21 protein-coding genes, 1 tRNA gene and 2 pseudogenes are annotated in these 24,816 nt (G+C 43.2%); 18 read left to right on the forward strand and 6 right to left on the reverse strand.

The features are described 5' to 3' along the window. Positions 1–4 precede the first annotated feature (4 nt). From ACSYSN_RS02025 to ACSYSN_RS02050, 6 genes are all read left to right on the forward strand, one after another. Positions 5–820 carry a PfkB family carbohydrate kinase gene (locus ACSYSN_RS02025; RefSeq protein WP_491712549.1) on the forward strand — a complete coding sequence of 272 codons (816 nt, stop codon included), beginning with the start codon at positions 5–7 and terminating at the stop codon, positions 818–820. A 15-nt stretch (positions 821–835) separates the two neighbouring features. Further along, entirely contained in the window at positions 836–2,458 is a 1,623-nt protein-coding gene (locus ACSYSN_RS02030) for a peptide ABC transporter substrate-binding protein (RefSeq protein ID WP_491712550.1), read from the forward strand. Between the two features lie 83 nt (positions 2,459–2,541). Next, the gene (locus tag ACSYSN_RS02035) at positions 2,542–3,474 is read left to right on the forward strand and encodes an ABC transporter permease (RefSeq protein ID WP_491712551.1); all 933 of its coding nucleotides are present in this window, start codon (positions 2,542–2,544) and stop codon (positions 3,472–3,474) included. A gap of 2 nt (positions 3,475–3,476) precedes the next feature. After that, positions 3,477–4,385, forward strand: a complete 909-nt coding sequence (locus ACSYSN_RS02040) for an ABC transporter permease (protein WP_491712552.1) — start codon at positions 3,477–3,479, stop codon at positions 4,383–4,385. Positions 4,386–4,390: 5 nt separating this feature from the next. Continuing rightward, positions 4,391–5,470, forward strand: coding sequence for an ABC transporter ATP-binding protein (locus tag ACSYSN_RS02045; protein ID WP_491712553.1), 1,080 nt, complete (start codon positions 4,391–4,393; stop codon positions 5,468–5,470). Next, entirely contained in the window at positions 5,460–6,362 is a 903-nt protein-coding gene (locus tag ACSYSN_RS02050) for an ATP-binding cassette domain-containing protein (RefSeq protein ID WP_491712554.1), read from the forward strand. Before ACSYSN_RS02045 ends, ACSYSN_RS02050 begins: the two co-directional genes overlap by 11 nt. Positions 6,363–6,477: 115 nt before the next feature. Here the strand turns inward: ACSYSN_RS02050 and ACSYSN_RS02055 are convergent, their stop codons facing one another. The 4 genes and pseudogenes from ACSYSN_RS02055 to ACSYSN_RS02070 form a co-directional block, all read right to left on the reverse strand. Continuing rightward, positions 6,478–6,900 (reverse strand): hypothetical protein, encoded by a 423-nt coding sequence (locus tag ACSYSN_RS02055; protein ID WP_491712936.1) that lies wholly within the window; start codon positions 6,898–6,900, stop codon positions 6,478–6,480. A 57-nt stretch (positions 6,901–6,957) separates the two neighbouring features. After that, positions 6,958–7,029 (reverse strand): annotated as a pseudogene (locus ACSYSN_RS02060) (TetR family transcriptional regulator); the annotation flags it as partial. A gap of 77 nt (positions 7,030–7,106) precedes the next feature. Next, positions 7,107–8,051, reverse strand: coding sequence for an ABC transporter permease (locus ACSYSN_RS02065; RefSeq protein WP_491712555.1), 945 nt, complete (start codon positions 8,049–8,051; stop codon positions 7,107–7,109). Next, positions 8,051–8,777 (reverse strand): annotated as a pseudogene (locus tag ACSYSN_RS02070) (ABC transporter ATP-binding protein). The gene ACSYSN_RS02065 and the pseudogene ACSYSN_RS02070 overlap by 1 nt, the downstream one beginning before the upstream one ends. Positions 8,778–8,929: 152 nt before the next feature. On the opposite strand from ACSYSN_RS02070, the gene ACSYSN_RS02075 reads away from it, so the two are divergent. Then, complete coding sequence (locus ACSYSN_RS02075) at positions 8,930–9,694, forward strand: GntR family transcriptional regulator (protein ID WP_491712556.1); 765 nt, start codon at positions 8,930–8,932, stop codon at positions 9,692–9,694. Positions 9,695–9,761: 67 nt separating this feature from the next. Here ACSYSN_RS02075 and ACSYSN_RS02080 read toward each other — a convergent pair whose 3' ends face one another. Together ACSYSN_RS02080 and ACSYSN_RS02085 are read right to left on the reverse strand one after the other, a co-directional pair. Next, entirely contained in the window at positions 9,762–10,349 is a 588-nt protein-coding gene (locus ACSYSN_RS02080) for a TetR/AcrR family transcriptional regulator (RefSeq protein ID WP_491712557.1), read from the reverse strand. An 8-nt stretch (positions 10,350–10,357) separates the two neighbouring features. After that, positions 10,358–11,686: a YhgE/Pip domain-containing protein gene (locus ACSYSN_RS02085; protein WP_491712558.1), complete on the reverse strand. Its 1,329-nt coding sequence runs from the start codon at positions 11,684–11,686 to the stop codon at positions 10,358–10,360. A 268-nt stretch (positions 11,687–11,954) separates the two neighbouring features. Between ACSYSN_RS02085 and ACSYSN_RS02090 the strand changes: the two genes are divergently transcribed. From ACSYSN_RS02090 to ACSYSN_RS02140, 11 genes are all read left to right on the forward strand, one after another. Then, positions 11,955–13,112, forward strand: coding sequence for a CDP-glycerol glycerophosphotransferase family protein (locus ACSYSN_RS02090; protein ID WP_491712559.1), 1,158 nt, complete (start codon positions 11,955–11,957; stop codon positions 13,110–13,112). Continuing rightward, positions 13,109–14,539: an oligosaccharide flippase family protein gene (locus tag ACSYSN_RS02095; protein ID WP_491712560.1), complete on the forward strand. Its 1,431-nt coding sequence runs from the start codon at positions 13,109–13,111 to the stop codon at positions 14,537–14,539. The genes ACSYSN_RS02090 and ACSYSN_RS02095 overlap by 4 nt, the downstream gene beginning before the upstream one ends. Before the next feature lies 1 nt (position 14,540). After that, positions 14,541–15,239 (forward strand): glycosyltransferase family 32 protein, encoded by a 699-nt coding sequence (locus ACSYSN_RS02100; protein WP_491712561.1) that lies wholly within the window; start codon positions 14,541–14,543, stop codon positions 15,237–15,239. Between the two features lies 1 nt (position 15,240). Next, positions 15,241–15,696 carry a SprT family protein gene (locus ACSYSN_RS02105; protein ID WP_491712562.1) on the forward strand — a complete coding sequence of 152 codons (456 nt, stop codon included), beginning with the start codon at positions 15,241–15,243 and terminating at the stop codon, positions 15,694–15,696. Positions 15,697–15,824: 128 nt separating this feature from the next. Beyond that, positions 15,825–16,496 carry a MarR family winged helix-turn-helix transcriptional regulator gene (locus ACSYSN_RS02110; RefSeq protein WP_491712563.1) on the forward strand — a complete coding sequence of 224 codons (672 nt, stop codon included), beginning with the start codon at positions 15,825–15,827 and terminating at the stop codon, positions 16,494–16,496. Positions 16,497–16,573: 77 nt separating this feature from the next. Further along, entirely contained in the window at positions 16,574–18,325 is a 1,752-nt protein-coding gene (locus ACSYSN_RS02115) for an ABC transporter ATP-binding protein (RefSeq protein ID WP_491712564.1), read from the forward strand. Positions 18,326–18,399: 74 nt separating this feature from the next. Next, positions 18,400–18,486: transfer RNA gene (locus ACSYSN_RS02120), tRNA-Leu, on the forward strand. Between the two features lie 148 nt (positions 18,487–18,634). Next, entirely contained in the window at positions 18,635–19,282 is a 648-nt protein-coding gene (locus tag ACSYSN_RS02125; protein ID WP_317637882.1) for a glycoside hydrolase family 73 protein, read from the forward strand. A 76-nt stretch (positions 19,283–19,358) separates the two neighbouring features. Continuing rightward, positions 19,359–21,605: a DNA helicase PcrA gene (gene pcrA, locus ACSYSN_RS02130; protein ID WP_491712565.1), complete on the forward strand. Its 2,247-nt coding sequence runs from the start codon at positions 19,359–19,361 to the stop codon at positions 21,603–21,605. Between the two features lie 43 nt (positions 21,606–21,648). Continuing rightward, positions 21,649–23,661 (forward strand): NAD-dependent DNA ligase LigA, encoded by a 2,013-nt coding sequence (ligA, locus tag ACSYSN_RS02135; protein ID WP_491712566.1) that lies wholly within the window; start codon positions 21,649–21,651, stop codon positions 23,659–23,661. A gap of 13 nt (positions 23,662–23,674) precedes the next feature. Next, the gene (locus ACSYSN_RS02140) at positions 23,675–24,814 is read left to right on the forward strand and encodes a CamS family sex pheromone protein (protein WP_491712567.1); all 1,140 of its coding nucleotides are present in this window, start codon (positions 23,675–23,677) and stop codon (positions 24,812–24,814) included. The last annotated feature ends 2 nt before the right edge of the window (positions 24,815–24,816 follow it).

A 24,816-nucleotide genomic window follows, 5' to 3' on the forward strand; every position in this document is an offset into this window, starting at 1 on the left:
ACTGATGAAACTAATTTCAATTGGCGATAATGTAGCCGACACATATGTTAAACAAAGGAGTTATTTTCCTGGTGGGAACTGTGTTAACGTTGCAGTTGACGCCAAAAAGGCTGGGGCTGAGGTGTCCGCCTACCTAGGGATTCTGGGTGACGATGATCGCGCACAACACATTGAAAAATCATTACAAGCAGAAAAGGTCGATTTGGTTAATTGCCGCAAGGCATATGCACCAACTGCACAACCACGTGTTTTGCTCACTACAGCGGGAGATAGAACCTTTAAGGCTGGTCCGAAAAATTCGGCCTTGCATCTGCTGTCTTTGAGACTAACCCCAGACGATTTCAAAAAAATTGCTACTTTTGATGTTAGTCACTTGAGCATCGATTCTGGAATCGAAGCATATCTTCCTGAACTTCATCGCCTAGTTAAAGTTTCATTTGATTTTTCAGATTTACGCGATGATGATTACTTCAAAAGGGTTTTGCCTAACGTTGATTATGCTTTCTTTTCAGGGCCAGCTTTAGAAGATAAGCAAGCGGTTGAGTTTGCCAAAAAATACTTAACCTTAGGTCCTGAAGTTGTTGTAATTACCAGGGGTGAGCAGCCAGCATTAGTGTTAACTTCACAAACTGCTTGTTATCAAGATCCCCAAAAAGTTGAAGTCATCGATACAATGGGCGCTGGAGATAGTTTTATCGCAGGTTTTTTAGTTTCTTATTTTGACCACAAAAACTTGGTTCAGGCAGCGCAAGCAGCCAGCAAAAATGCTGCTGCTACTTGTCAAATAGCGGGTGGTTTTGGCCACCCAAAATTTTTTTAGAAAAGAGGGATACTCATGAAAAAAGGCACAAAAATATTAGCTGCTACTGCTGCATGTTTAGGTTTATTTCTGACTGCTTGTCAAAAAAATGCAGATTCTGGTACGAACAACCAGACTAAAATCACGGTTGTTCAGAATGCGGCCGTTGACTCGCTAGATCCAATTCTAGCCTACCAAAATACTTCGTCAACAGTGGTGGCAAATGTGAATGAAGGGTTATATACCATTGATGCTAATGACAAAACACAGCTAGGACTGGCTGGCAGCGTTAAGACCAGCAATCACGGATTGACAAAAACGTTTACCATTCGTAAGAATGCGAAGTGGTCAAATGGTGATGCAGTTACAGCTAACGATTTTGTCTTTGCTTGGCGGCGCTTGTCTGATCCTAAGTTGGCTTCAGCTTTCAACTTCCAACCGGGAGCTGCAGGAATCAAAAATGCCAATGAGATCGTAGCTGGTAAAAAACCAGTTGAGTCATTGGGGGTAAAGGCAGTTGACGCCAAGACCCTAGTGGTCAATTTGGATCATGTCGTCCCCTATATGGATAAGTTACTGGCTTTCAGCGACTTTGCTCCAGTTAACCAAAAGTATTTTGAACGGGCTGGTAAGAAGTTCGCTCAGGATTCAAACCACTTAGTTTATTCTGGCCCATACCAGCTCAAGGATTGGAAATTAGGGGATAACACTATTCAATTGGTCAAAAATCCCAAGTATTGGGATGCCAAGAACGTTAAAGTTAAAGAAGTTAAGCTTGACGTTATCACCGACCCCGAAAAGGCAGCAATTGCTTTCGAAAATGGTAGTGCTGATTATGTTCATTTGAGCGGTCAATTAGCTGCTAAGTACCGTAAAGATAAAGGCTTTGAAAACGACGTAGGGAACTTTACCCAATACATTATGTTTAACCTCAAAAAGCCCGGAATGAATAATGAAAACTTGCGGAAGGCAATTTCTCACAGTATTGACCGACAAGAAATCACTACCCATATTTTAAAAGATGGTTCAATTCCGGCACACTCAATGGTTATGAAGGATTTGGTTAAGAATCCGGCTAATAATAAAGATTTTGCTGACGAATCAACAAATAATTTAACAAATTATGCGCCTGCTGCTTCCAAACAGTACTGGAACAAGGCTAAAGCGACAACTAAGGTAAGAGACTTCACCTTGTTATACGATGATAGTGATCCATCTTATGCCAATGTGGCGGCCTATATTAAAGCTCAAGTTGAAAAACATCTTCCTGGCATGAAAGTCAACCTGCAACAAGTAGCCAAGAAAACCAGATTAGATAAAATGTCGAAGGCCACTTATGATGCAACACTGACTCGGTGGGGGCCGGATTATGCCGATCCAACTGCTATTTTGAGCATGTACCAATCTAAGAATGACAGTAATTATGGTCATTGGGCCAAAGCTGAATTTGATCACTTGCTAGCGCGAGCAGACCAGACGACTGACCAGAAAAAGCGCTATCAGCTTTTGCTAAAGGCCAACAATGTCTTAATTGATAGTGCTTCTTGCCCGCCGCTCTATCAAAACGGCGCGCCTGTTCTGAAGAGAACAAATATTGAGCACCTACCAATGCATATTGCCGGTGTACCGTTCTTCTTCAAGTATGCATCAATTAAGTAAATTAATTTAAGCAAAGTTGCAAACGGGGCTGGGATGCGATCTCAGTCCTGTTTGCTTATCTTAGGAAGTAAGGAGGGATAAAGTTGAAAAAATACGTTTTAAAAAGAATTTTAATTGCTATAGTAACCCTATTTTTGATTACCTTGATTTTGTTCATGCTGGAAAAGGCAATGCCGGGCTCCCCGTTTAACGATGAAAAAATGTCACATGACCAGGTTGCCGCTCTTTATCACAAATATGGACTAGATGGTCCTGTTCCGCTGCAATTTTTGAACTACCTAAAAAATATGTTGACTGGTGATTTTGGTATATCGTATACAGTTCAGGTTAATACTCCAGTTACGACGATGATTCTGCAGCACTTTACTATTTCATTGCAAATTGGCTTACAAGCAACTTTGCTAGGCGCAATTTTAGGATTCTTCATGGGAGTTTTAGCAGCTATCAAAAAGGGCACAATCTGGGACAACCTGATGACTGGTATTTCGGTTTTAGGCATTAGTTTGCCTAACTTTGTGGTAGCTTTGATTGTTTCTTTGTTGTTTGCCTACAAGTTGATGATTTTTCCAGGGACTTACCAGCAGACCCAACCATTTATTTCAAGCATTTTGCCGACAATTGCCCTCAGTACTTTTACTATGGCAAGTATCGAGCGCTATGTGCGCAATGACATGATTACTATTATGAATTCTGATTATTATCGATTGGCAGATTCTAAGGGAATCAAAAAAAGTCAACTAATTATGCACCATGTCATTAGAAATACCTTGATCTCAGTGATTACCGTTTTAGCACCACTGATGATTGACCTGATTGCGGGGAGTATGGTAATTGAAAAAGCATTTGCAATTCCCGGATTGGGAACGCTCTATATCAGCGCAATTCAAGCCAATGACTATAATGTCGTGCTTGGTATTACCTTCTTTTATGCTGTGCTGTTCATCGGCATCATGTTAGTGGTTGATATTCTTTATGGCTTAATTGATCCGCGAATTAGATTAGATGAGGGTGAATAATTATGACAAATAAAACAAATACTGATTTTACTTTTGTCTCTAAACCTGAAATAGTTGACCATTATGCGGGTAAGTCTGCTTCTTACGGTCAGCTGGTTTGGCGGCGCTTTTTAAGGAACAAGGGAGCGGTGGTTAGTGCAATAGTGCTAATTGTCATTGCCTTGATTGCATTTCTGGCACCGTATTTAAGTCAATTTTCACCAACTACACCGTATCCGAGCCAGTCTAATTTGGCTCCCGGGACAAGTGGTCATTGGTTCGGAACCGATAACTTAGGGAGAGATATCTTCATCAGAGTGGCAGCTGGAACTTCCGTTTCATTGCGCGTTGCCCTGGTGGCAATGGCCATTGATTTGGTGATTGGAACTAGCTATGGGCTCATCTCGGGCTATTTCGGTGGTAAAGTCGACTTGTTTATGCAGCGAGTTACAGAAATATTGAGTACCATTCCAATGATTATTATTGTTACACTATTAGTCTTAGTAATGCGGCCTGGGTTGGTAAGTATTATTACTGCGATGATGATCGTCGGGTGGATTAATATGAGCCGCATCGTTAGGGCACAGGTGCTCGAACTAAAAACAAGAGAATTTGTTTTGTCAGCCAAAACAATGGGAGAAGCAAATAGCAAAATTATCTTCTCCCAGATTTTGCCCAATGCACTAGGACAAATTATTACTACCTTTATGCTGTCTGTTCCTAATGCCATCTTTTTAGAAGCCTTTTTGGCCTTTATTGGCCTGGGCGTCCCGGCACCACTTGCTTCCTTAGGAACAATGATTAACGATGGCTATACCCAAGCAATTGTCTATCCTTATATGGTGATTTTCCCAGTTTTATTCTTGGCGCTAATTATGTTGAGCTTCAACATTATTGCCGATGGTTTGCGCGATGCGCTTGAAGGGAGTTAGGAGATATGTCTCAAACGGTGTTAGAAATTAAGAACTTACAGGTCGCCTATCAAACTGAACATGGAGAAGTGCAAGCAGTTAGAGGAATTGACTATCAAGTCCAAAAAGGTGAAACAGTGGCTTTGGTGGGAGAATCAGGTTGTGGTAAATCAGCCAGCGTAAAACCAATTATGGGTGAAAAAGAAGCCAATCAAGTAATTAAGGCTGGTGAAATTAAGTTTACCTATCAGAGTAAAACCGGCGAAAAGACAATTGACTTGTTAAAGGTCAATGCTAAAGTAATGCAAAGTCAAATTAAGGGTAAAGAAATCGCGATGGTTTTCCAAGATCCGATGACTTCGCTAGATCCAACCATGAAAATTAATAAACAGGTGGCAGAGGCGGTTAAAGCTTCCAATCCAGACCTAAACAAGCTACAAGTGAAGCAAAGAGTTTTGGAGTTGATTGCAACAGTTGGTATTCAAAATGCAGAAGTTGTGCAAGGGCAGTATCCCCATCAACTGTCGGGTGGGATGCGCCAGCGAATTGTTATTGCGATTGCTTTAGCAGGTAATCCTAGTCTGTTAATTTGTGATGAACCGACTACCGGACTCGACGTTACAATCCAAGCCAAAATTTTAAACTTGATTAAGCACATCCAAAAATCCAGAAAACTAGCAGTGATTTTCATTACGCATAACTTGGGCGTAGTAGCCAACATTGCGACCTTTGTGAATGTAATGTATGCTGGCAAAATTGTTGAAACAGGAACAAGTGAAGATATTTTCTTTGATCCTAGACATCCTTATACTTGGGGCTTGCTGACTGCTGTTCCTGACGTTAATGAACAAGTTAAGAAGCTGCCCACCATTGCCGGGACGATTCCTAACCTGACCCAGCCAATCGTAGGCGATGCCTTTGCCCCGCGGAATAATTATGCTTTAAAGATTGATTTTGAACAGCAGCCGCCAATGTTTAGAATTAACCAGCACCACTATGCCGCCACGTGGCTCCTGGATAAGCGGGCTCCGCGAGTTGAAATGCCGGCATTACTGCAAACACGAATTGCTAAAATGAAGGGAGCGGGTGAGGCTGATGGCAAATAATATTTTAGAAGTGCAGAATTTAAAACAGTACTTCCCGGCGTCCAATAAAAAGCTGGTTAAGGCCGTTGATGATGTTTCTTTTTCGATTGCCAGTGGTGAGACCTTTGGCCTAGTAGGAGAATCCGGTAGCGGCAAAACGACAATCGGTCGATCACTAATTCGTCTGTACAAGCCCACGGCGGGAACCGTCACCTTTGAGGGCGAGCAGATAGCTGGTTCATTAAATAAAGCGCAAGCGGCGAAATTACGCAAAGACATGCAGATGATTTTTCAAGATCCAATGTCTGCGCTTAACCCCCGTAAAAAGGTGGGTGAAATTGTCAGAATGGGACTTGATATTCATTATCCGCAGCTTGATAAAACGAAAAAACTAACTCGTGTTCGAAAGATGCTTAAAGTGGTGGGACTTGATAGCTCATTTATTAACCGTTATCCGCAAGAGTTGTCAGGCGGTCAGCGGCAAAGAGTGGGCATTGCACGAGTTGTGATTATGCACCCGCGGCTAATTATTGCCGATGAGGCGATTTCAGCATTAGATGTGTCGGTGCAAGCGCAAGTGGTCAACTTGTTGCAAAGCATTCAAAAGGAAAGTGGTAGTGCCATGCTCTTTATTGCGCATGACTTAGCAATGGTTAAACATCTCTCCAGCCACATTGGGGTAATCCATTTGGGGCATATTGTGGAGACTGGTCCCACCGCTGAGCTTTTTGCTAATCCGGTTCATCCCTATACTCAAAGTTTGCTTACCGCAATTCCATCAACCAATCCTTTGGCAGAACAAAACAAGCAGTTGACTGACTATCAGGCTAATCGTCAGCAATATGAACATAAAGCAATGAAAGATCTTGGTCAGGGGCATTTGGTCTTAGCCGATGGATCTTGGCCAATTTAAACTGATTAATTTAGTTATATTAATTTATACAGCTTATATAAAATAATATTACACAAAAAGCTTAAGCGATAATGTATTGCTTAAGCTTTTTACCTATTGTGAACGACTATGTCAACTAGTCAGTTAAGTTTGCACTGATTTGCCGTTTGAGTAAAGTCATATCGGCCGAGTTATTAGCGGCTTTAACGTTAAACAGCTTGACCTGAATCACATACGCTAGCAATGGGCTAATCAAGATGCGCAGAATTTGGAGAGGCGTCAACTTTTGATTGATTTCGGTAAAGCGATGCTGTAAGTTCTGACAATATGCCAGCACGCCGTTTTCACCAGCGACGTATTTTTTGATGAGGTTATGCATGTTCTGGTTGGTCAATAATTCCTGTACAAATAGGCTGAAAAAATCAAAGTTAATGAGCAAAAATTGAACGCGGTCCTCAACTACAAACGATATTAACTTGGATAAATCTTGGTAGTCATTTAGCTGCACAAAAAAGTTTTCTTGGATTTCTTTTAGTAGTAGACTTAACAATTTAGTCAAGAGATCATCCTTTGATTTAAAATACTTATAGATCGTCCCTTCACTTACGCTGGCTTCATGGGCTATCTCAGCTGTTGTAGTCGCGTGAAATCCCTTTTCAGAAAATAGTTTTAGCCCGGCTAACAACACCTTTTTTGGCCGGAAGGTATTTTTTTCTGGTTGATTTCTTCTTTGTAACTTGCTAAAACTTTTCCGATATACTGTACCTACTGTGCCATTGAATCTAGTGGAATGAGTCCGGAAAAGAAAACTTGTGGCACTATAACTACCGGAATTAGTTGCATCATTTGAAATTCAGATCCAGCTAAGGTTGAGAGCAATAACCCAAAAGCTAGTGCAACAAGGGCTAATATAAAACTGATTAAAATCACATTAAAGAGCCTACCAACAACTTCGACTTTTAACAACCAAATTGTTGCAAGTACAATAATCGTAGCCTGTACAATTGAGATCAGGCCGTAGCTAATTAGATAACCAAAGACAATTTCGCTTCGCCTGACAGGTGTGGCTAATAAGCGATCGAGGGTGCCACTGGTGCGCTCTTTGAGCAGTGCTATACCAGAAATTAAAAAAACAAAAAGAAAGACGAAGAAACCGAGCAAAATTGGTACAATTTTGGCAAAGAAGCCAGTGTCTTTGTTGCCGTACCGATAATGATTATTAATTTTTACCTTAGAAGTTTGCTTGGGTTGCTTTATCTTTGAAGCAATTAGAAGATCAGCCTTTAGCAATACTCTTTGGATTTGCTTAAGTTTACTCGTTAACGTTGAAAAGTTTTCTTTTGTTAGCGCTGCGCTCAGTGCTTGCTTAGTTAGGGCAGTTTTACCAGAATCGGTGTTAGCGAAAGTAACATCGTAAGTGTTATTTTGGTATAAAATAACGGCATCAATTTTGTTGCTTTTTAAGTTAGCGTTAGCGTGCTTCTTTGAGTGGTATTTCTTAACCGTAACATGGTCAATCTTATTAAGTTTCTTATTGATAGACTGATTAACGTTAATGGTGGCAATAGTTGTTTCTGTTTGCGAATTTGCTGAAAACATAACGTTCATCAACCACATGACTAAGATTGGTGCAAGAAACATTAGTATTAATGACCGCTTGTCGTGGAATAATTCCAACCAGACCTTTTTGGCAATAGCTAGAGTTCTCATTATTCTTGTTCCTCACTTTCAGCTTTTAGGAAAACTTCTTCAATTGTGTCAACACCATATTGCCGCTCAAGCTTTTTGGTTCCGCAAAGGCAATGATTTTTCCGCCTAGCAAAAGGGCAACCCGGTCTGTTAATTCAGCTTCGTCCATAACGTGTGTAGTAATTAAAACGCTACGTCCTTGCTGTCGAATTAAGGCCAGTTCATGCCATATTTTGCGGCGCAGAGAATGGTCAATTCCAACAGTCGACTCATCAAGCACAAGCAAGTCAGGCCTGCCCAATAGGGCAATTGCTAGTGATAGTCTGCGCTTCATCCCACCAGAATAATTGCTAACCTTTTTATTTAAGTCATTAGTCAATTCGACTACATTAGCAGTATAATCAATTTCTTCAGCAAGTTTATTACCTGTGACACCTTTCATATTACCAAAAACTCCAGATTTTCTTTAGCTGTTAGTGCTTCATACAGGGCATCAGACTGCGCCATATAACCAATTTTTCCAAGTATTTTGCGAGCCGGCATGGCGGTATTAAGAACTACTGCATCACCGGAGTCAACTTTTTCCATACCCAGCATAGTTTTAATAGTTGTCGATTTACCGGCCCCCGATGGACCACCAATCAACCCCACAATTTCTCTTTTTTTAACAGTTAAGCTAATATTATTTAGCACTACCTGCTTGCCATATGCCTTGTGCAGCTGGCGTAAATCAATGATGTTTTCCATGTTTTGCTTTCCTCCTTATTTAAGTTAGTTAATACTACCTTGTCAATCAAAAGTTAACTTAATTCAATTTTTTATGAACTGAGTTACTGGAACTAATAAATTGTTATTTCTTTTTTAATTTAGTAATATTGGAATGATGAAGGAGCAAAGAAATGAATTCCGATAAGACAATTGCGGCCGTTCCGCTCTATAGAAAAGTTTATCTGGATTTGAAGCGGCAAATCCAGCAGGGGCAATTAAAGCCAGAACAAAAATTACCAAGTGAACAATATTTGTGTGAGAAGTACCAGGTTAGTAGGATAACGGTGCGCCGCGCGCTCAAGTTACTGACAGAGGAAAGGTTAATTGCCACGATTCAGGGCAAGGGGTCTTATGTCAATGCCAAAAAAATGAGTGGCAAGTTGGAGCAGATTCAAGGTTTTTCAGAGTTTGCGCTTTCCCGTGCAAAAACTAACAAACAGCTTATTATTAAACGTGAAATATTACAAAATGCTGATGTTGCCAAAGTCCTGCTTTTACCTGAACAGGCGGATTTGATTTATATTAAACGCCTTTCCGAAATAGCGGGGACACCAATGGCAATCGATGAGGCTTGGCTTTCAGCGGAACGCTTTCCTGATTTATTGGTTAACATTAATACTGCTACTTCACTGTATGAGTACCTGGAAGAAAAGTACCATGAGAGCCCGGCAAGTTCATACCGGGAGATTGGGACCATCTTGCCTAATGCTAAGCAAACGCACTTGTTGAAGTTAACTACGACTGTACCTTTATTTGAAGTAAATAAGACGGTTTATAACCAGTTTGAGCAGCCGCTTGAGTTCTCTCACTATGTTGTCCGCGGTGATGAAATGACCTACACGATTGATTCGACTTCGGATAGCCACATCTACTTTAACAATAAGAAAATGTCGTAAAAGACCATAAAAAAGCCAGTTTGAACAGTCCCTTCGGGACCATTCAGACTGGCTTTTCTTGTTTTGGTTAGGTTGTTGCTGGCTTTAAGTGTTGTGCATATGCTCGGACATTGCTTTGGACAAAAGTTTCTGGAGAAACTTTAAAGACCGTGGTGGGATATGAATGTTGCATAATTGCTTGTCCGATATTCAGTAAAACTAAGTTATCAATCTCCACTGCAGGGTTAATATCTTGGGCAATTTCACCAGATTCTTGCATCTGAGTCAATTTTTCGGTAAGAATCTTTTTGACCAAATCGAGCAGCTCCTTGATTACCCGCTCAACCTCAGGTAAATTTTTGGATTCACGAATACTGGTAAGAAAGAGGGCAAGGTGCTGATTAATGAAGTCTTGATAGATGATTGCGAAATTCATCAAGTCTTGTTCTAAGTCTCCTACCAGGTGATAATTCTGGCCAACGGTTTGAATATCATCTGAATAGCTTGCCACCAGGCGTAACAAGATACCACGCTTATCCTTGAAGTGACGAAATAGGGTACTTTCATTGACCTGGGCAGTTTGAGCAATCTTCTTAGTGGTGGTTCCTTTGTAACCATAGTTTATTAATAGTTCCGAAAAAGCCGCTAAAATTTTTTGCTCAACATCTGTAGCCATGTGCTGACCTACCTAACTAAATCCTCGAACTGTAAAATTGGTTGTTTGTGTCTTATTGTAACAATTATCACATTGATGCACAAGACGCCGAGAATTAGGCAGATGAACCCAAATTCTTGCTGTGCAGTCAGGGTTCCGCCGTACAGCAGATTGAAGTCATTTTGAATTCCATAATAAGTAGGTGTTAGGTAATGCACAGCAGTGAAGAACTTGTTCATAGCAATAAGTGGAACTGCTCCGGCTCCAGAAACTGCCTGAATCATTGTTAGGATAATATTGAAAGTGGTGCCAATCTGACCTAGTAGGAGTAGCGGAATAGAGTTGAAGTTATAGTAAAGAAAGAGACTTAGCGTGTGGTTTAAGACAATGTTCTGGTAGTTTGACAAGGTAACTGGCAGAATTTTTAAGTCGAATATGCTGACTATCAGGCTGCTAATCAAAGCCAAAACTAAAAAAGTAACTTCTAAATAAGCAAATGAACGCCACCGTCTGAACTCAAGAGCAAAGCGGGCATACACGCCGTAGAGTAGAAGAGCGCCCATCATTGCACCTAAGTTCAGCGCCATGTTAATAAAGAAGGGGGCCAAGTAGTTATTCAAACCTTTGTTAACCTGATTTTCGTGGTGGACTTTACTGGTGACAGGAGTACTTTGCCGCTGGGCTTGTTCTTTGCTCTGTGCAATGATTGTTTGCTGTTGCTTTAGGGCCTGTTGCCGTACTTGCTTTTGCTGTTGGTTGACCGCTTTCTTCAGTTGAGCGGTCAATTGTCTTTGCTGAGCGACGGGTGCTTGGGCAATTTGTTGACGTGTAGCAACTACCTTTTGCTCTGCCTGGACTTGTTTGCTCTTGATACTAGCTTGTAGTTGTTTTAGGGCCGGTTTTGCTAGCCTGAGCATCTGTTTTTGCACGATAATATTTTGGCTGATGGCATGGCTCATCTTGGTTACGACCAAATTGAGCGAACTAACCAGGGACATTTGGTTAGAATCGTTAAGATAGAAGTGTACCTTGACGGCCTGATCTTGTCGGAGGTCCCGACTGAAATGCGGCGGAATGTTAATGACTAAGTAACTATCGCGGTTATTTAGCTCCCGCTTAGCAGTCGTGAGATTGTTTTTTTCCTTAACATGCTTGAAGGGTAGTTGCTTCTTCAACTGCTTTGCCAACGTCTTGCTACCTGAGTCTTGGTTAACAATTGTTACCGGCAATTCCTTGATGTCTCGCGGCAGGTTCTGGTAGCCGGAATCATAGATCCAAAAGATCATACTGCCAAAGACGACGGTAATGAGGAAGGCTAAGGCCGTTCCTCGATTACAGAAAAATTTTTTGATTTTCATTTTTTTAACCTCACTTTGTTTAAATTTTTCATTGGAGTAGAATAACACTTTCTATGTAACGTTGCAAGCAAGTACTTGCTTTTATATAAAAGCGGGTTTAAACCAAGGTTGCGGGCTGGTTTGCGCTAAAATAAATTGCTAAAAAAGTTGTTAATACTTTTTTTAGTGGGTGAATGGTTAAAAAACTAAAAAATAATGCAAAAAAGCTTGAGTTTGCGCAGGTGTTTTCTGTACCCTTAAACTAAGTGAAAATTGGAGAAGGTTAAGAATGAAGAATTTTTTGTTTCGGCTGTATCTGCGCCTAATGAAGCTGGGCGCGAGTTTGACGAAAATCAATCAAAAGCACCTAGTGATTTTGAATGGTGCGGGGAGATCGGGCTCCAATGGTTACCTTTTTGCTAAGTACATGAGGGCTAACCATCCCGAATACGATGTGACTGTGGTTGAACCATGGCCATCATCACATTTATCATTTAAGACCTGGCGCAAAATTGGCCGGGCCAAGTTTGTCTTGACTACTCATTCTCCCTTTAAGGTCCATGCTAAGCAGGTTAATATCCAATTTTGGCACGGCATTCCGCTCAAACGGATGGGCATCATGGCCAATAATACTACTAGTAGAGCCGATTGGCGTAATGCCAAGTTATGGCAAAAGAATGCTGACCTTGTTTGCTCCAGCTCTGACCTCTATGAAACCCTGATGAGTGCTTGTACTGCGGTAGAGGCAGCTAAGTATCATAAAGTAGGTTTTCCTCGCCTTGATGCTCTATCAAGGCCGGTGATTTCTAAGGATCAATTACTACAAGACTTGTTTAAGCAAAGGGATGAACAAGCGCGAATCATTATTTACATGCCAACTTTTCGCTATGAGCTGGCCGACCAGGAAGTTATGGCGCAAATTAGTGCAGGTAACTTTTTAACTCTACCGGATTTTGCTGCAGCGCGCTTGAATGAGTCATTTAGAATTAACCACCAGTACCTGATTGTTAAGCTGCATCCCTATGAGCTGAGTTTAATCGGCGACCTGAACAGTCACTTTTCCAATATTAGTTTTCTTAATAATGACTACTTAACTGAACACGATGCTGATCTTTATGAACTCTTGGGCAGTACGGATAGCCTGATTACCGACTTTTCCTCGGTTTACTTCGACTACTTGAACTTGGACAAACCAATCATCTTTGTGACTAACTACTTAGAGCAATATGAGCAGGAGCGGGGGCTACTGCTTGGTCCGTATGATCGCGTTGTCCCCGGTTCCTGTGTTAAAACGCAGGCTGAATTGGTGCATGCCCTTGCTGCACCAGATAAGTACCAAGCCCAGCGCAAGTACTGGCTAGACCTGACCAATCAGGTTCATAGTGATTCGTACTGCGCTGATATCTTTAATTTGATGATACAAAAAGGTGAAGAGGATAAACTGTGAAAAAAACATTTTTGAATATTTTATATAATGCGGTTTACCAAATTTTCCTTGTCTTAGTGCCACTGATTACGGTACCCTACCTGTCGAGAATTCTGGGGCCAAAAACATACGGGGTCTACAGTAATGTGAACAATATTGTCCAATTCTTAATGATCTTTTGTACATTATCAGTTTCTTATATCGGTATGCGGACAATTTCACAGACGCGCGCTTTTGGCAATAAGGCCGACCTTACCGAAGCGTTTTGGGGTTTATGGTATTTCCAAGCAATCGCTGGTGCAGTGACTATTGTGCTTTTGGTAGTCGTTACTAGTTTTTTTCATCTCAAGTACGGCCCCTACCTGTTGCTCATGGTACCCTACCTAATTTCAGCTCAGGTTGACATTTCTTGGTTTTTTCAGGGGCTTGCGGCCTTTGGCCGGGTGGTAGCAAAGAACACGGCAGTTAAACTTGTTTCCGTTATCCTGATTTTACTTTGGGTGAAAGAACCTGGTGACCTCTGGAAGTACATGCTGATTATGTCGGTGTCGACGATGTTGGGTTCATTTGTCTTTTGGCTTGATATTCGCCGTTATGTTGGTCGGCCAGTGGGGCAGTTTTACCAGTATCAAACGACGGTGCGAGCAATTATCACCTTGCTGATTCCGCAAATTGCTACCCAAATTTATACTTCACTCGATAAACCACTTTTAGGCCTTTTTCAGAACTCAACGCAGGTGGCCTTTTATGACAATTCGCAGCGTATTTCTAACATGGTTCTGGGAATCATTACCAGTATTTCACTGGTGATTATGCCTAAGATGGCCGGTGAAGGACAAGGTAAGCAGAAGGTAATCTTAAAAAAATCGCTGGAAGCGACGGTCATGCTGGGAACGATCTTTGCAGTCATCATCATGGCCAATACCAAGGAATTTGTCCCCTTTTTCTTTGGCCATAAGTTTATTCCGATGACGCCGTTGATGTTTTTCTTCACCTTGACCATTATTATGATTCCAATGGGTGGTGTTTTTGCCAATCAGTTTGCCTTGGCCAATCACCGAGATCGCGATTATGCTATTCCGGTAATTGTTGGTGCAATCCTTGAATTGGTGCTAAGCTACTTCCTTGACCGCTGGTACGGCGCCACAGGAGCTATGGTGGCCATTCTACTAACGGAATTCATTGTGCTCCTTTTGCGGCTCTGGATTGTGCGTGATGGTTATGATTTCAAATATTCCTTCCGTGAAATTCCTAAATATTTGCTGATTGCGGTAATTGTCTTAGCTGTTGGGATGGTACTACCGCAGCTGGTTTCGTCCGCCTTTCTGAATATGACCCTAAAGTCCATCATTATGTTTGTTTTGTATATTTTACTGATGTTGATGATGAAGCTTGACTTTAATGAAGATATAATGATGTTACTTAAACGTTTTTTTACACGAGGCTAAAATGATTCCCAAAATTATCCATTACGTTTGGGTTGGGGGTAACCCTAAACCCAAGAACATTCAACGTTGCATGAAAACCTGGAGTAAGCACCTGCAAGACTACCAAATTATTGAGTGGAACGAGCAGAACTTTAATATTCACGAAAATCCCTACATTGAACAAGCCTACCAGGAGCAAAAATGGGCCTTTGTGTCAGATTATATTCGGGCCAAGGCAGTTTATGAGCAGGGCGGCATTTACCTGGACACCGATGTATTGGTTTTGGATGATTTGACAAGCCTATTGGCCGATCGCGCGTTTGTTGGTTTTGAAAATAAAGCTAATCCCTTTACTGCTGTTTTTGGTGCGGAAAAAGGACATCCGCTGGTTAAGGACATGTTGTCCTACTATGACAACCGTGATTTTACCTTTGACACCAAAGACCAACTAGCAGGAGTCAACACGCTTTCCGTTTCGGACATCCTTAAAGACAAGTATGGCGCCAAGCCAACTAACCAGGAACAGCTATTGCCAACGGGTATTCATGTCTATCCTGACGGAATCTTGTGCAATCCCTCTGCTGCTTCTAAGACGATCCACGTGTTTACTGGTACCTGGATGGAGGGCGCTAAGCCCCTTAAGCGCAAGCTGGTGACAGCGCTAAAGGTCAGAATCAGAAGTAAAGCTGCTGCGGGACTTTACGCTAAATTAATCAGATAAGATGACTGAGCAAGAGTTACAAAAATTGGTAGAGCAGGTATCCCTTACTTACTTTGGTCGTCCCTTTAAGCATCGTGTAAAAATTAACCGCCGCTTAACCACCACTGGGGGACGCTACCACTTAGAAGACCATCATCTTGAGATTAATGCGCATTTTTTAGTAAAGCAGTATCAAAGTGAACTAGTGGGAATTATTAAGCATGAATTGGTGCACTACCACCTCCACTTAGCTCAACGAGGATACCGCCACCGTGATCTGGATTTTTCCAGGCTGCTTAAGCGGGTAAACGGTTCGCGTTATGCCCCAGACATTGGTTTGAGCCGCAAGCAATCGCCGCGTTATTGCTACACTTGCCAAAAGTGTGGCCAAAGCTATCAGCGGGTGCGGCGAATCAACGTTTTTAAGTATGCTTGCGGAAGGTGTGGCGGTCGCCTGAATGTTGGTACTCAGCGGTAAAGCCAAGTGAGAGGCGAGCAATTATCGGGGCGGGCTAGCAGCTACTTTGTTTGACAAGTGATTAGTAAGCAAGTTATAATTCAAGTATAATTTTAGGTACCTAACTATTTTTGAAAAGGAGTTATCTAATGAGTCAAACAAGCGATAAATTAATGAAACAACTAAGTTTTGTCATGCGGGCCAGTCGCTACTTTATGTTCGAAAATAAGCAGCCAATTTCGGGGCAAAAGCGGGTGTTAGCTGTACTCAAGTTGGGCGATGGCTTAACCCAGAATTACTTGGCAGAAATCCTAGCCTTAAGACCGGGATCGCTAGCTGAATTATTGAAAAAACTGGAACTAAAGGGTGATATCAGACGTGAAACTGATGACCAAGATAAGCGGGTAAAACGGGTATATTTGACTGAGGCCGGCAAGAAAGAGGCTAGTCTGCTTGATCAGCAGCAAAAAGAGTATGATACGGCAACTTTTTTTGCCGGGTTGAACGCGGATGAACAAGCAGAATTGAGTAAGTCGTTGGAAAAGATTTCTAATGGTTGGGATGAAGGTTTCCGTAAACAAACGCAAAGGTTTGTTGATCCGACTTACCGGATGAAAGCACTGGCTAAGTGGCACAAATTTTCTGACCAGCAAGATTATCGCACTGCGGATATGCAGGATATGCGGCGTAAAATGAGGGCGTGGCGGCACGATTTTAAACGAGAAGATTTTCCTGAAAACCACCATAAATGTGCTAAAATACGTCAATATGACCAAGACTTTTGGCAAAAGTTTTGGGATAATAAGAACGAAGAAAGTTGATTAAGAAAAAGTGCAAAAAGTTTTTCAGCTTATGAAAAGCTTTTTGTTTGGATCAAAGTACTAGAAAGGCTACCTTCATGACGGTTAAATCACGTAAAAATAAGAATAAGACAGTTAAGCTACGGGATTTTTTTCACCTGTTGAGCGGATTACAGCTGAAAAAGTCACTATTTGTGCTTGGTCTATTCCTCAGCTTGATTACCAGTGCAGCTAACTTAGCGCTGCCCCTACTAACCAGGAATTTGGTCGACACCAGTAAGTGGGATAAGTTTAATTACACCAGCATGGTAATCATTGTTGTAGTCTTTATCTTGCAGCTGGTCTTAAGCACGTTGGGCGGCTTTATCTTGCGCTACTTTGGCGAAAGCGTGGTCAAGACGCTGCGCGAACGGTTGTGGGCGCACTTGCTAAAACTGCCTGTATCGTACTTTGATGAGAATAAGGCTGGGGAAAGTAGTTCCCGGTTGGTTAACGATACTGGTGTCATTAAGGATCTAATTGCAGCTCAATTCCCCAACTTTATTACGGGCGGAATTCAGCTAGTTTGTTCATTGTTTATCTTGTTTGTGATGGACTGGCAGATGGCAACGTTGATTTTTACGATTGTACCGATTGTCGTACTTATTCTATTACCGATTGGGCGGATTATGTCAAGACTGGGTCGTAAGTTGCAGACAGCCACTGCCGAACTCAATGGTGATGTTAGCGAAAAATTAACCGATGTACGTTTGATTAAGGCAAGCAATGGGGAGCGGTTTGAAAAAGACCGCGGCGATGGCTTAATTAACAAGATTTTTGGTATTGGTGTGGCCGATGCACGAGTGGAGGCAATTCTCCAACCGGTCATGATGACTTTGATGATGGCGGCCTTTGTCGGTATTCTGGCTTTTGGTATTATTCGGATTGGTCAAGGAACATTAACTAGCGGTTCGCTAGTTGCCTTTCTCCTGTACTTGTTCAATGTGATTTCGCCAGTTGCTACCTTTGCCACTTTCTTTTCGCAAGTCCAAAAAGCACTAGGCTCGACCGAGAGAATTCAAGCTATTTTGAAGTTGCAGCCTGAAAAGGCGGCCTCGAACCAGAAGCTGGATTTAACTGACAAGACCTTGACTGCCAAAGCAGTCAGCTTTAGCTATAAGGTAGGAGAGCCAGTTCTCAATGAGATTTCCTTTACTGCGCAACCTAATTCGGTAGTCGCATTCGCCGGCCCTAGTGGTGGCGGAAAGTCCACTATTTTTGCCCTCTTGGAGCGTTTCTATCAACCTGCTAGTGGTCAAATTATGATTGGCGAGCGAGATATTCAGGACGTTGACTTGGACAATTGGCGGGCTCAACTTGGCTATGTATCACAAAATAGTGCGATTTTTTCCGGGACGATTCGGGAAAACTTAGTCTATGGCTTACCGCGCACAATCACCGACGATGAATTGTGGCAGGGTCTAGCACTCGCCTACGCAGACGGCTTTGTCCGGGAATTTCCCCAGCAAATGGAAACGGAAATTGGCGAGCGGGGCATTAAACTGTCTGGCGGACAGAAGCAGCGGTTGGCGATTGCCCGAGCCTTCTTGCGCAATCCAAAGCTTTTGATGTTGGATGAAGCGACGGCCAGCCTGGACTCGGAGTCAGAAGGCAAGGTTCAGCAAGCACTTGACCAGTTGATGGTCGACCGGACAACACTAGTGATTGCCCACCGGTTGTCCACGATTGTCAATGCTGATCAGATCTACTTTGTTGAGCACGGCCAGATTACGGGACATGGTACCCACCGTGAGTTGATGAGTCAACACGAACTGTATGCGCGCTACGTGAATGAGCAGATGGTTGATTAGCCAGTTTTTTCGCAAAAATAGTGCAGAAAGTATTGTGCTAAAATCAATTTTGGGTTATAGTATTGATTGTGCTTGCGGGCATGGCGGAATTGGCAGACGCGCAAGACTAAGGATCTTGTGATCGTTTTTAGATCGTGGAAGTTCGAGTCTTCTTGCCCGCACTGAATAAAAATGGAGCTTCGGCTCCATTTTTTGTTTTGCGCCAGGCTAACGCCTAACGCCCGGTTTATTTTAAAAAATAATTACATTGCATAATTTCACCGTAAGACGGGTATACTTAAGGTAATAAGTTAAAGGTAAGGGTTTTATATGGCGAAAAGACGGAAGAGCCGGAAGCAATCTAACTGGCAGATTATTATCCGAACGTTCATAATTTTATTTGTATTAATTGTTGCATTTGCCGCTTTTCGGTACTACCGCCGACAGGCAATTCAGTCTGAGCAGCTACGGCAGGAGCAAATTGCCCGCGAAGAAGCTAGACAAAAGATCATTAGACAGCATAAAGCCTTTATTAAAGAGATTGGACCGATTGCCAAGGAAGTCAACAAGTCTTTTGAACTGCTGCCGAGCATTGCTATTGCTCAGGCCTGCCTGGAGAGTGACTATGGCCAAAGCAGTTTGTCGCAAAAATATAATAATTTGTTTGGCGTCAAGGGGACCAATCCCAATACTTCGGCGATTTTATCAACTAAGGAATATGAAAAGGGTAAGTGGGTCGTAGTGAAGGCGCGTTTTCAGATTTATGATTCCTACGAGGCATCAATTCGGGCCCATTCACGCCTTTTTCAAAAGGGGACTAGTTGGAACGCCCACCAGTACCAGCATGTTTTGGCGGCGCAGAACTACCGTAAACAGGCTTACGCACTAGTCAAGGATGGCTATGCCACCGACCCAGAATATGCCGAAAAGTTGATTAAGTTGATTGAGCAATACCACCTTGACCGCTTCGACAAATAAAGGGCGATTCAATCAATTAGTCCTTATTTTTGGTACAATAAAATAGTTATAATTTTTCAGGTTGAAGGGAATTAGAATGAGCGAAGAATCGATTTTAGCAGGATTAAACCCGCAACAGCAACAGGCCGTTAAGACAACCGAAGGGCCATTGCTTGTCGTCGCCGGTGCCGGTTCGGGCAAGACTTCGGTTTTGACCCGCCGCATCGCCTACTTAGTTGATGAAAAAGGGGTATTGCCGTGGAATATTTTGGCCATTACCTTTACTAATAAGGCTGCTAGCGAAATGCGGGAGCGGGAACGAAAGTTACTCGGAGACCGTGCTAGCAGCATCTGGATGTCTACCTTTCATGCCCTGTGCGTGCGGATTTTGCGGCGTGATGCCGAAAAAATTGGCTACGGTAGTAACTTCTCGATTGCGGATGCAGCGGAGCAATTAACGCTGGTTAAACATATTGAACGGGAGCTCAACATTAACCCGAAGATGTACGAACCGCGGGGTATTCTGGCGGCGATTTCTAATGCTAAAAATGACTTATTAACACCCGCTGCCTTTGAGGCCAGCAGTTCTTCGCCGTTTGACAAGGTGGCCGCTGAAGTCTATCACGAGTATCAAAAGCGGTTGAAGCATGACCAAATCATGGATTTTGACGACTTGATTATGCAAACTTTAGTTTTGTTTAAGCAGGATCCAACCGTGCTGCATTATTACCAGAACAAGTTCCGGTACTTGCTTGTTGATGAGTATCAAGATACCAACCAAGCCCAATATGAACTGTGCCATGAACTTGCTGCTCAGTATAAGAATATCTGTGTAGTGGGGGATGCCGACCAGTCAATCTATGGCTGGCGCGGTGCCAACATGGAAAATATTATGAATTTTGAGCAAGATTATGAACAGGATGGGGTGCAAACGGTTAAGCTAGAGCAGAATTACCGCTCCACGGGACATATTCTTGCCGCCGCTAATGCGGTAATTAAGAATAACGGTAACCGTAAGGCCAAGAACCTGTGGACTGACCAGGGTGATGGTGCAAAAATCACCTATTACCGGGCCCAAAGCGGTGATGATGAGGCGCATTTTATCATTGCCAAAATTCAGGAAGAGGTTGAGGCCAATAAGCATGCTTACAATGACTTTGCCGTCCTCTATCGGACCAATGCCCAGTCGCGAACAGTTGAAGAGGCCTTTGTGAAATCAAATGTGCCTTATCAGATTGTTGGTGGCCATAAGTTCTATGACCGTAAGGAAATCATGGATATTATGGCTTACCTTAAGTTAGTGGCTAATCCAAGCGATACAATGAGTTTTAACCGCATTGTCAATGTGCCCAAGCGGGGCATTGGGCAGGTCAGTGTGGATAAGTTTTTGACTTTGGCTCAGGACAATAACCTGTCTCTGCTGGAGGCCTTTAATCATCTTAATATGGCAGGTCTATCGACCAGGGCAGCCGCCAAGCTGAGTGATTTTGGCGCTAAATTGCGCGATGCTATTACCTTTGCCAAAGATCACAGTGTAACCGGTTTGACCGAAAAAATTCTGCAGGACTTTGGTTATACGGATGCGCTTAAGGCAGAACATACCATTGAAGCTGAAACAAGATTAGAAAACCTGGATGAATTTTTATCGGTAACCAAGCGGTTTGATGATGAATATGAAGCAGAAGACGATGACGCCAGCGCGCTCAGTGATTTTTTGGCTGAGGTTTCGCTATTAAGCGATCAAGATGACCTGGCTAATAATGATGAGCAAGTTACCTTGATGACTTTGCACGCGGCCAAGGGCTTGGAATTCCCAGTGGTCTTTTTGGTGGGGATGGAAGACGGGCTCTTCCCACTGTCGCGGGCCTTAATGGAAGACGACCAGCTCGAAGAAGAACGCCGTCTTGCCTATGTCGGCATTACTCGGGCTAAAAGCAAACTTTTTTTGACTAATGCATATTCGCGGATGATGTATGGCCGCATGCAGAACAACCCACCTTCACGCTTTTTGGAGGAGATTGATCAAACGGACCTCGATGCCGAAAACGCGGTGGTAACCAGTAGTGTCAATAACGGCTTCCAAGTTCAGACGGCGCCGTTTGCTACGGCTGATGAACGGGCCCGGGCCCAAGTTTATACTAGTCCGCAGGTAAAGCCTGCTGGTGCAATCGGAGCTGAGAAGAAGGGCTGGAATGTTGGTGACCAGGTTGACCATAAGGCCTGGGGACGCGGCGTGGTTGTTAAGGTTAACGGCCAAAGCGAGGACATGGAGCTCGATATTGCCTTTAAGGATAAGGGGATTAAGCGGCTTCTAGCAGCCTTTGCCCCAATTAAACAGGTATAATGAAATAAGTAATAAGACAAGATTTTGAATCAGGAGGGGTAAAATGGCAGATTTGACTCTTGATGAAGCCAGAAAAGAAGTGGTCGCGCTTAGAAACAAGCTCGATAAGTGGGCAGATGAATACTATTCTAAGGATGAGCCGGAAGTCACAGATAAAGTCTACGACCAGAACTACAACCGCTTGCTAGAACTGGAGCAAAAGTTTCCGCAATTGGTGACGCCAGATTCGATTACGCAGCGGGTGGGCGGACAACTTGATAGTGCCTTTACCAAAGTTACGCATGAAGTGCCAATGCTTTCAATGGGTGATGTCTTCTCCAAGGAAGAATTGCGTGAGTTTGACGAACGGGTGCAGAAGCAGGTTGGTCATGCCGTTGACTACAATGTGGAACTCAAAATCGATGGTTTGTCGATTAACTTAGAGTACACCGCCGGAAAGCTAACGCGGGCTTCAACGCGTGGCAACGGGATGGTGGGTGAAGATGTGACTGCTAACGCTCGCTTCATTGCGGATATTCCGCAGACGCTGCCGGAAAAATTAACTACAGAAGTTCGGGGCGAATGCTATATGGGCAAGGAAGCCTTTGCCAAGCTGAATGCGCAGCGTGATGAAGAAGGAGCCAGTGCCTTTGCTAATCCCCGTAATGCAGCTGCTGGTTCGCTCCGCCAGCTTGATGCTAGCGTAACCAAAAACCGGCACCTTAGCACCTTTATTTACACCTGGGTTAACCCGCCAGCAGATATCACTAGTCAGCACCAAGCAATTGCAGAATTGGACCGGCTGGGTTTTCATACCAACCAAACGGGCCTCAAGCTGGCTAAGCTAGACGAGATCTTCGCCTTCATTGATGAGTACACCCAAAAGCGTGATGATCTTCCCTATGGGATTGACGGCATTGTCCTCAAGGTTGATGACTTGCAATTGCAACAAGCCTTAGGCAATACGGTCAAGATTCCGCGCTGGGAAATTGCCTACAAGTTTCCGCCTGAAGAACAAGCAACGGTTGTTCATGAAATCAAGTGGACGGTTGGCCGTACCGGTGTGGTAACGCCAACTGCCATTATGGATCCAGTCCAACTAGCTGGAACAACCGTTTCGCACGCTGTGTTGCATAATGCCGACTTACTGCGAGAAAAGGATGTCAGGCTTGGAGACACCGTTATGCTGCACAAGGCAGGTGATATTATCCCTGAAATATCGGAGGTAGTTCTTGCCAAGCGGCCTAAGGGGACGGAGCCTTATCCAATTCCCACGGTCTGTCCCTCCTGCGGGGAAAAGTTGATTCACCTGCAAGATGAGGTTGCACTGCGTTGCATTAATCCGGCCTGTCCTGCTCAGATTGAAGAGGGCATTACGCATTTTGCTTCACGTCCGGCCATGAATATTGATGGTCTGGGACCTAAGATTGTGCGGCAGTTAATTAACCGTAAGCTGGTGCACAGTGTCGCTGACTTGTATCACTTACAGGCCAGCGACCTTGAACAACTGGACCACTTCAAGGATAAGGCCATCAGTAACTTGCTGACGGCAATTAATAACTCAAAGCAAAATTCGGTTGAGCTGCTTTTAACGGGATTGGGAATTGACCATGTGGGTGCAAAAGCGGCCCGCTTAATTGCGCAAAAGTTTAAAAATATGACTAAGATTATGGCAGCGGACGTGCAGGAAGTTGCAGCAATCGATACAATAGGCATGACCATTGCCGAAGCACTAACGACCTACTTTGCCCAGGATGAGGTTAAAGAACTAGTTGACCAGCTACGGGCCAGCGGGGTCAATATGGATTACCGCGGTCCCAGCGAAGAAACCCAGGCCGCCATTCCAGATAATTACTTCAAGGATAAGACAGTTGTATTAACGGGCACGCTGGCACATTATACGCGCAGTGAATTTACCAAAAAACTGCAAGCGCTTGGGGCCAAGGTGACGAGTTCAGTTTCGGGCAAGACAGACTACTTGATTTATGGTAAGGATGCTGGTTCAAAGTATACTAAGGCCCAAAAATTAGGTGTGCAGTTATTAACTGAGGAAGCAGCAATCGCTCAAGTTGAATAAAGGAATAGAGAAATTGAAGAAACACTTGCAGATTTTAGCGATTTTAGGAGCAGCATTGAGCCTGACTGCTTGCGGAAATTTAAAGAATTCCAACTTGGCCAACAATGCTAAAACATCGTCAGATTCGAATAATAAAACCTATCAAACAGCTGAAACTGGTAACAATGGTTATACGGTCTTGCTGAAAGACGGACACTACGTTACTAGCCCCATTGCTGGCTTAACTGCCACCAACAATGATAATTCGGTTGATACTCGTGAACTTGAACGCGGACTCGTGCAAATTTCTAAGGGGGAATATTCGACTAACTCTTTTCTTTTTCAAGAAGGACAGTATATCAGTTCCACGGTTGCTAATGACTGGTTGGGGCGTAAGTCGAAGGCCAATCCAGCTGGACTTAACCCGGCATTGGGGTCTAAGAAGCAATATAATCCTTATTATTTAGAAGAGATTATTGAGCAAGACTATTTGACGGGCTCTGGTTCAAACTACCACATTGGCGGAATGAGCATTGGTCTGGCACTTAATTCAGTTGATTACTACCAAAAGACTAAGGATGGACCGGAATACCAGGCCGCCATTTCACGGTCCAAGCAGCAGCAGTACGGGCAAGCGATTGCCCAGCAAATTGTTGCCCGCTTGCGGAAGAAGAATGCTCTAAAGAACGTGCCAATTACAATTGGTCTTTTTTCCAAGGAAAGTAAGGACGCGTTAGTTTCTGGAACTTACTTTTTGAGCGGGACAGCCGCTGCTAATAGTAGTAAAATAACTAAATGGAAAACTATTACTACCCAGGCCGAGGTATTGCCAACAGTTGGCAATAAGAAGGCAATTAATAGCAGTGACGCATCGAATTTCAACAGCTTTAAGCAATCAATTCAGAACTATTTTCCCAATATTAGTGGCGTGACTGCGAACTTACGCTATGAAAATGGCAAATTGGCGCAGGAGAATATCTCGATCACAACTCAATTTTACGGGTACGAGCAGATTCAGAGTTTTACCAGATTGGTTTTAGCCACCGCTAGAAAATATTTGGCTAATGATGTGCCGATTGAAATAAAAATCGGCTCGGTTAATGACGTGCAAGCGTTGGTTGCCAAAGAAACGGGCGATAGTAGTTATCAAGTCCATATTTATGGTGGGGAATAAGG

The sequence above is a fragment of the Lactobacillus sp. ESL1191 genome (assembly GCF_058504435.1).

What these genes read in the sequence shown, in the direction of transcription:
- ACSYSN_RS02040 (WP_491712552.1), top strand. Translation starts at nt 3,477, where the DNA reads ATGACAAATAAAACAAATACTGATTTTACTTTTGTCTCTAAACCTGAA.
- ACSYSN_RS02105 (WP_491712562.1), top strand. Translation starts at nt 15,241, where the DNA reads ATGACTGAGCAAGAGTTACAAAAATTGGTAGAGCAGGTATCCCTTACT.
- ligA (WP_491712566.1), top strand. Translation starts at nt 21,649, where the DNA reads ATGGCAGATTTGACTCTTGATGAAGCCAGAAAAGAAGTGGTCGCGCTT.
- ACSYSN_RS02030 (WP_491712550.1), top strand. Translation starts at nt 836, where the DNA reads ATGAAAAAAGGCACAAAAATATTAGCTGCTACTGCTGCATGTTTAGGT.
- ACSYSN_RS02080 (WP_491712557.1), bottom strand. Translation starts at nt 10,349, where the DNA reads ATGGCTACAGATGTTGAGCAAAAAATTTTAGCGGCTTTTTCGGAACTA.
- ACSYSN_RS02065 (WP_491712555.1), bottom strand. Translation starts at nt 8,051, where the DNA reads ATGAGAACTCTAGCTATTGCCAAAAAGGTCTGGTTGGAATTATTCCAC.
- ACSYSN_RS02125 (WP_317637882.1), top strand. Translation starts at nt 18,635, where the DNA reads ATGGCGAAAAGACGGAAGAGCCGGAAGCAATCTAACTGGCAGATTATT.
- ACSYSN_RS02050 (WP_491712554.1), top strand. Translation starts at nt 5,460, where the DNA reads ATGGCAAATAATATTTTAGAAGTGCAGAATTTAAAACAGTACTTCCCG.
- ACSYSN_RS02085 (WP_491712558.1), bottom strand. Translation starts at nt 11,686, where the DNA reads ATGAAAATCAAAAAATTTTTCTGTAATCGAGGAACGGCCTTAGCCTTC.
- ACSYSN_RS02090 (WP_491712559.1), top strand. Translation starts at nt 11,955, where the DNA reads ATGAAGAATTTTTTGTTTCGGCTGTATCTGCGCCTAATGAAGCTGGGC.
- ACSYSN_RS02045 (WP_491712553.1), top strand. Translation starts at nt 4,391, where the DNA reads ATGTCTCAAACGGTGTTAGAAATTAAGAACTTACAGGTCGCCTATCAA.
- ACSYSN_RS02075 (WP_491712556.1), top strand. Translation starts at nt 8,930, where the DNA reads ATGAATTCCGATAAGACAATTGCGGCCGTTCCGCTCTATAGAAAAGTT.
- ACSYSN_RS02100 (WP_491712561.1), top strand. Translation starts at nt 14,541, where the DNA reads ATGATTCCCAAAATTATCCATTACGTTTGGGTTGGGGGTAACCCTAAA.
- ACSYSN_RS02110 (WP_491712563.1), top strand. Translation starts at nt 15,825, where the DNA reads ATGAGTCAAACAAGCGATAAATTAATGAAACAACTAAGTTTTGTCATG.
- ACSYSN_RS02025 (WP_491712549.1), top strand. Translation starts at nt 5, where the DNA reads ATGAAACTAATTTCAATTGGCGATAATGTAGCCGACACATATGTTAAA.
- ACSYSN_RS02115 (WP_491712564.1), top strand. Translation starts at nt 16,574, where the DNA reads ATGACGGTTAAATCACGTAAAAATAAGAATAAGACAGTTAAGCTACGG.
- pcrA (WP_491712565.1), top strand. Translation starts at nt 19,359, where the DNA reads ATGAGCGAAGAATCGATTTTAGCAGGATTAAACCCGCAACAGCAACAG.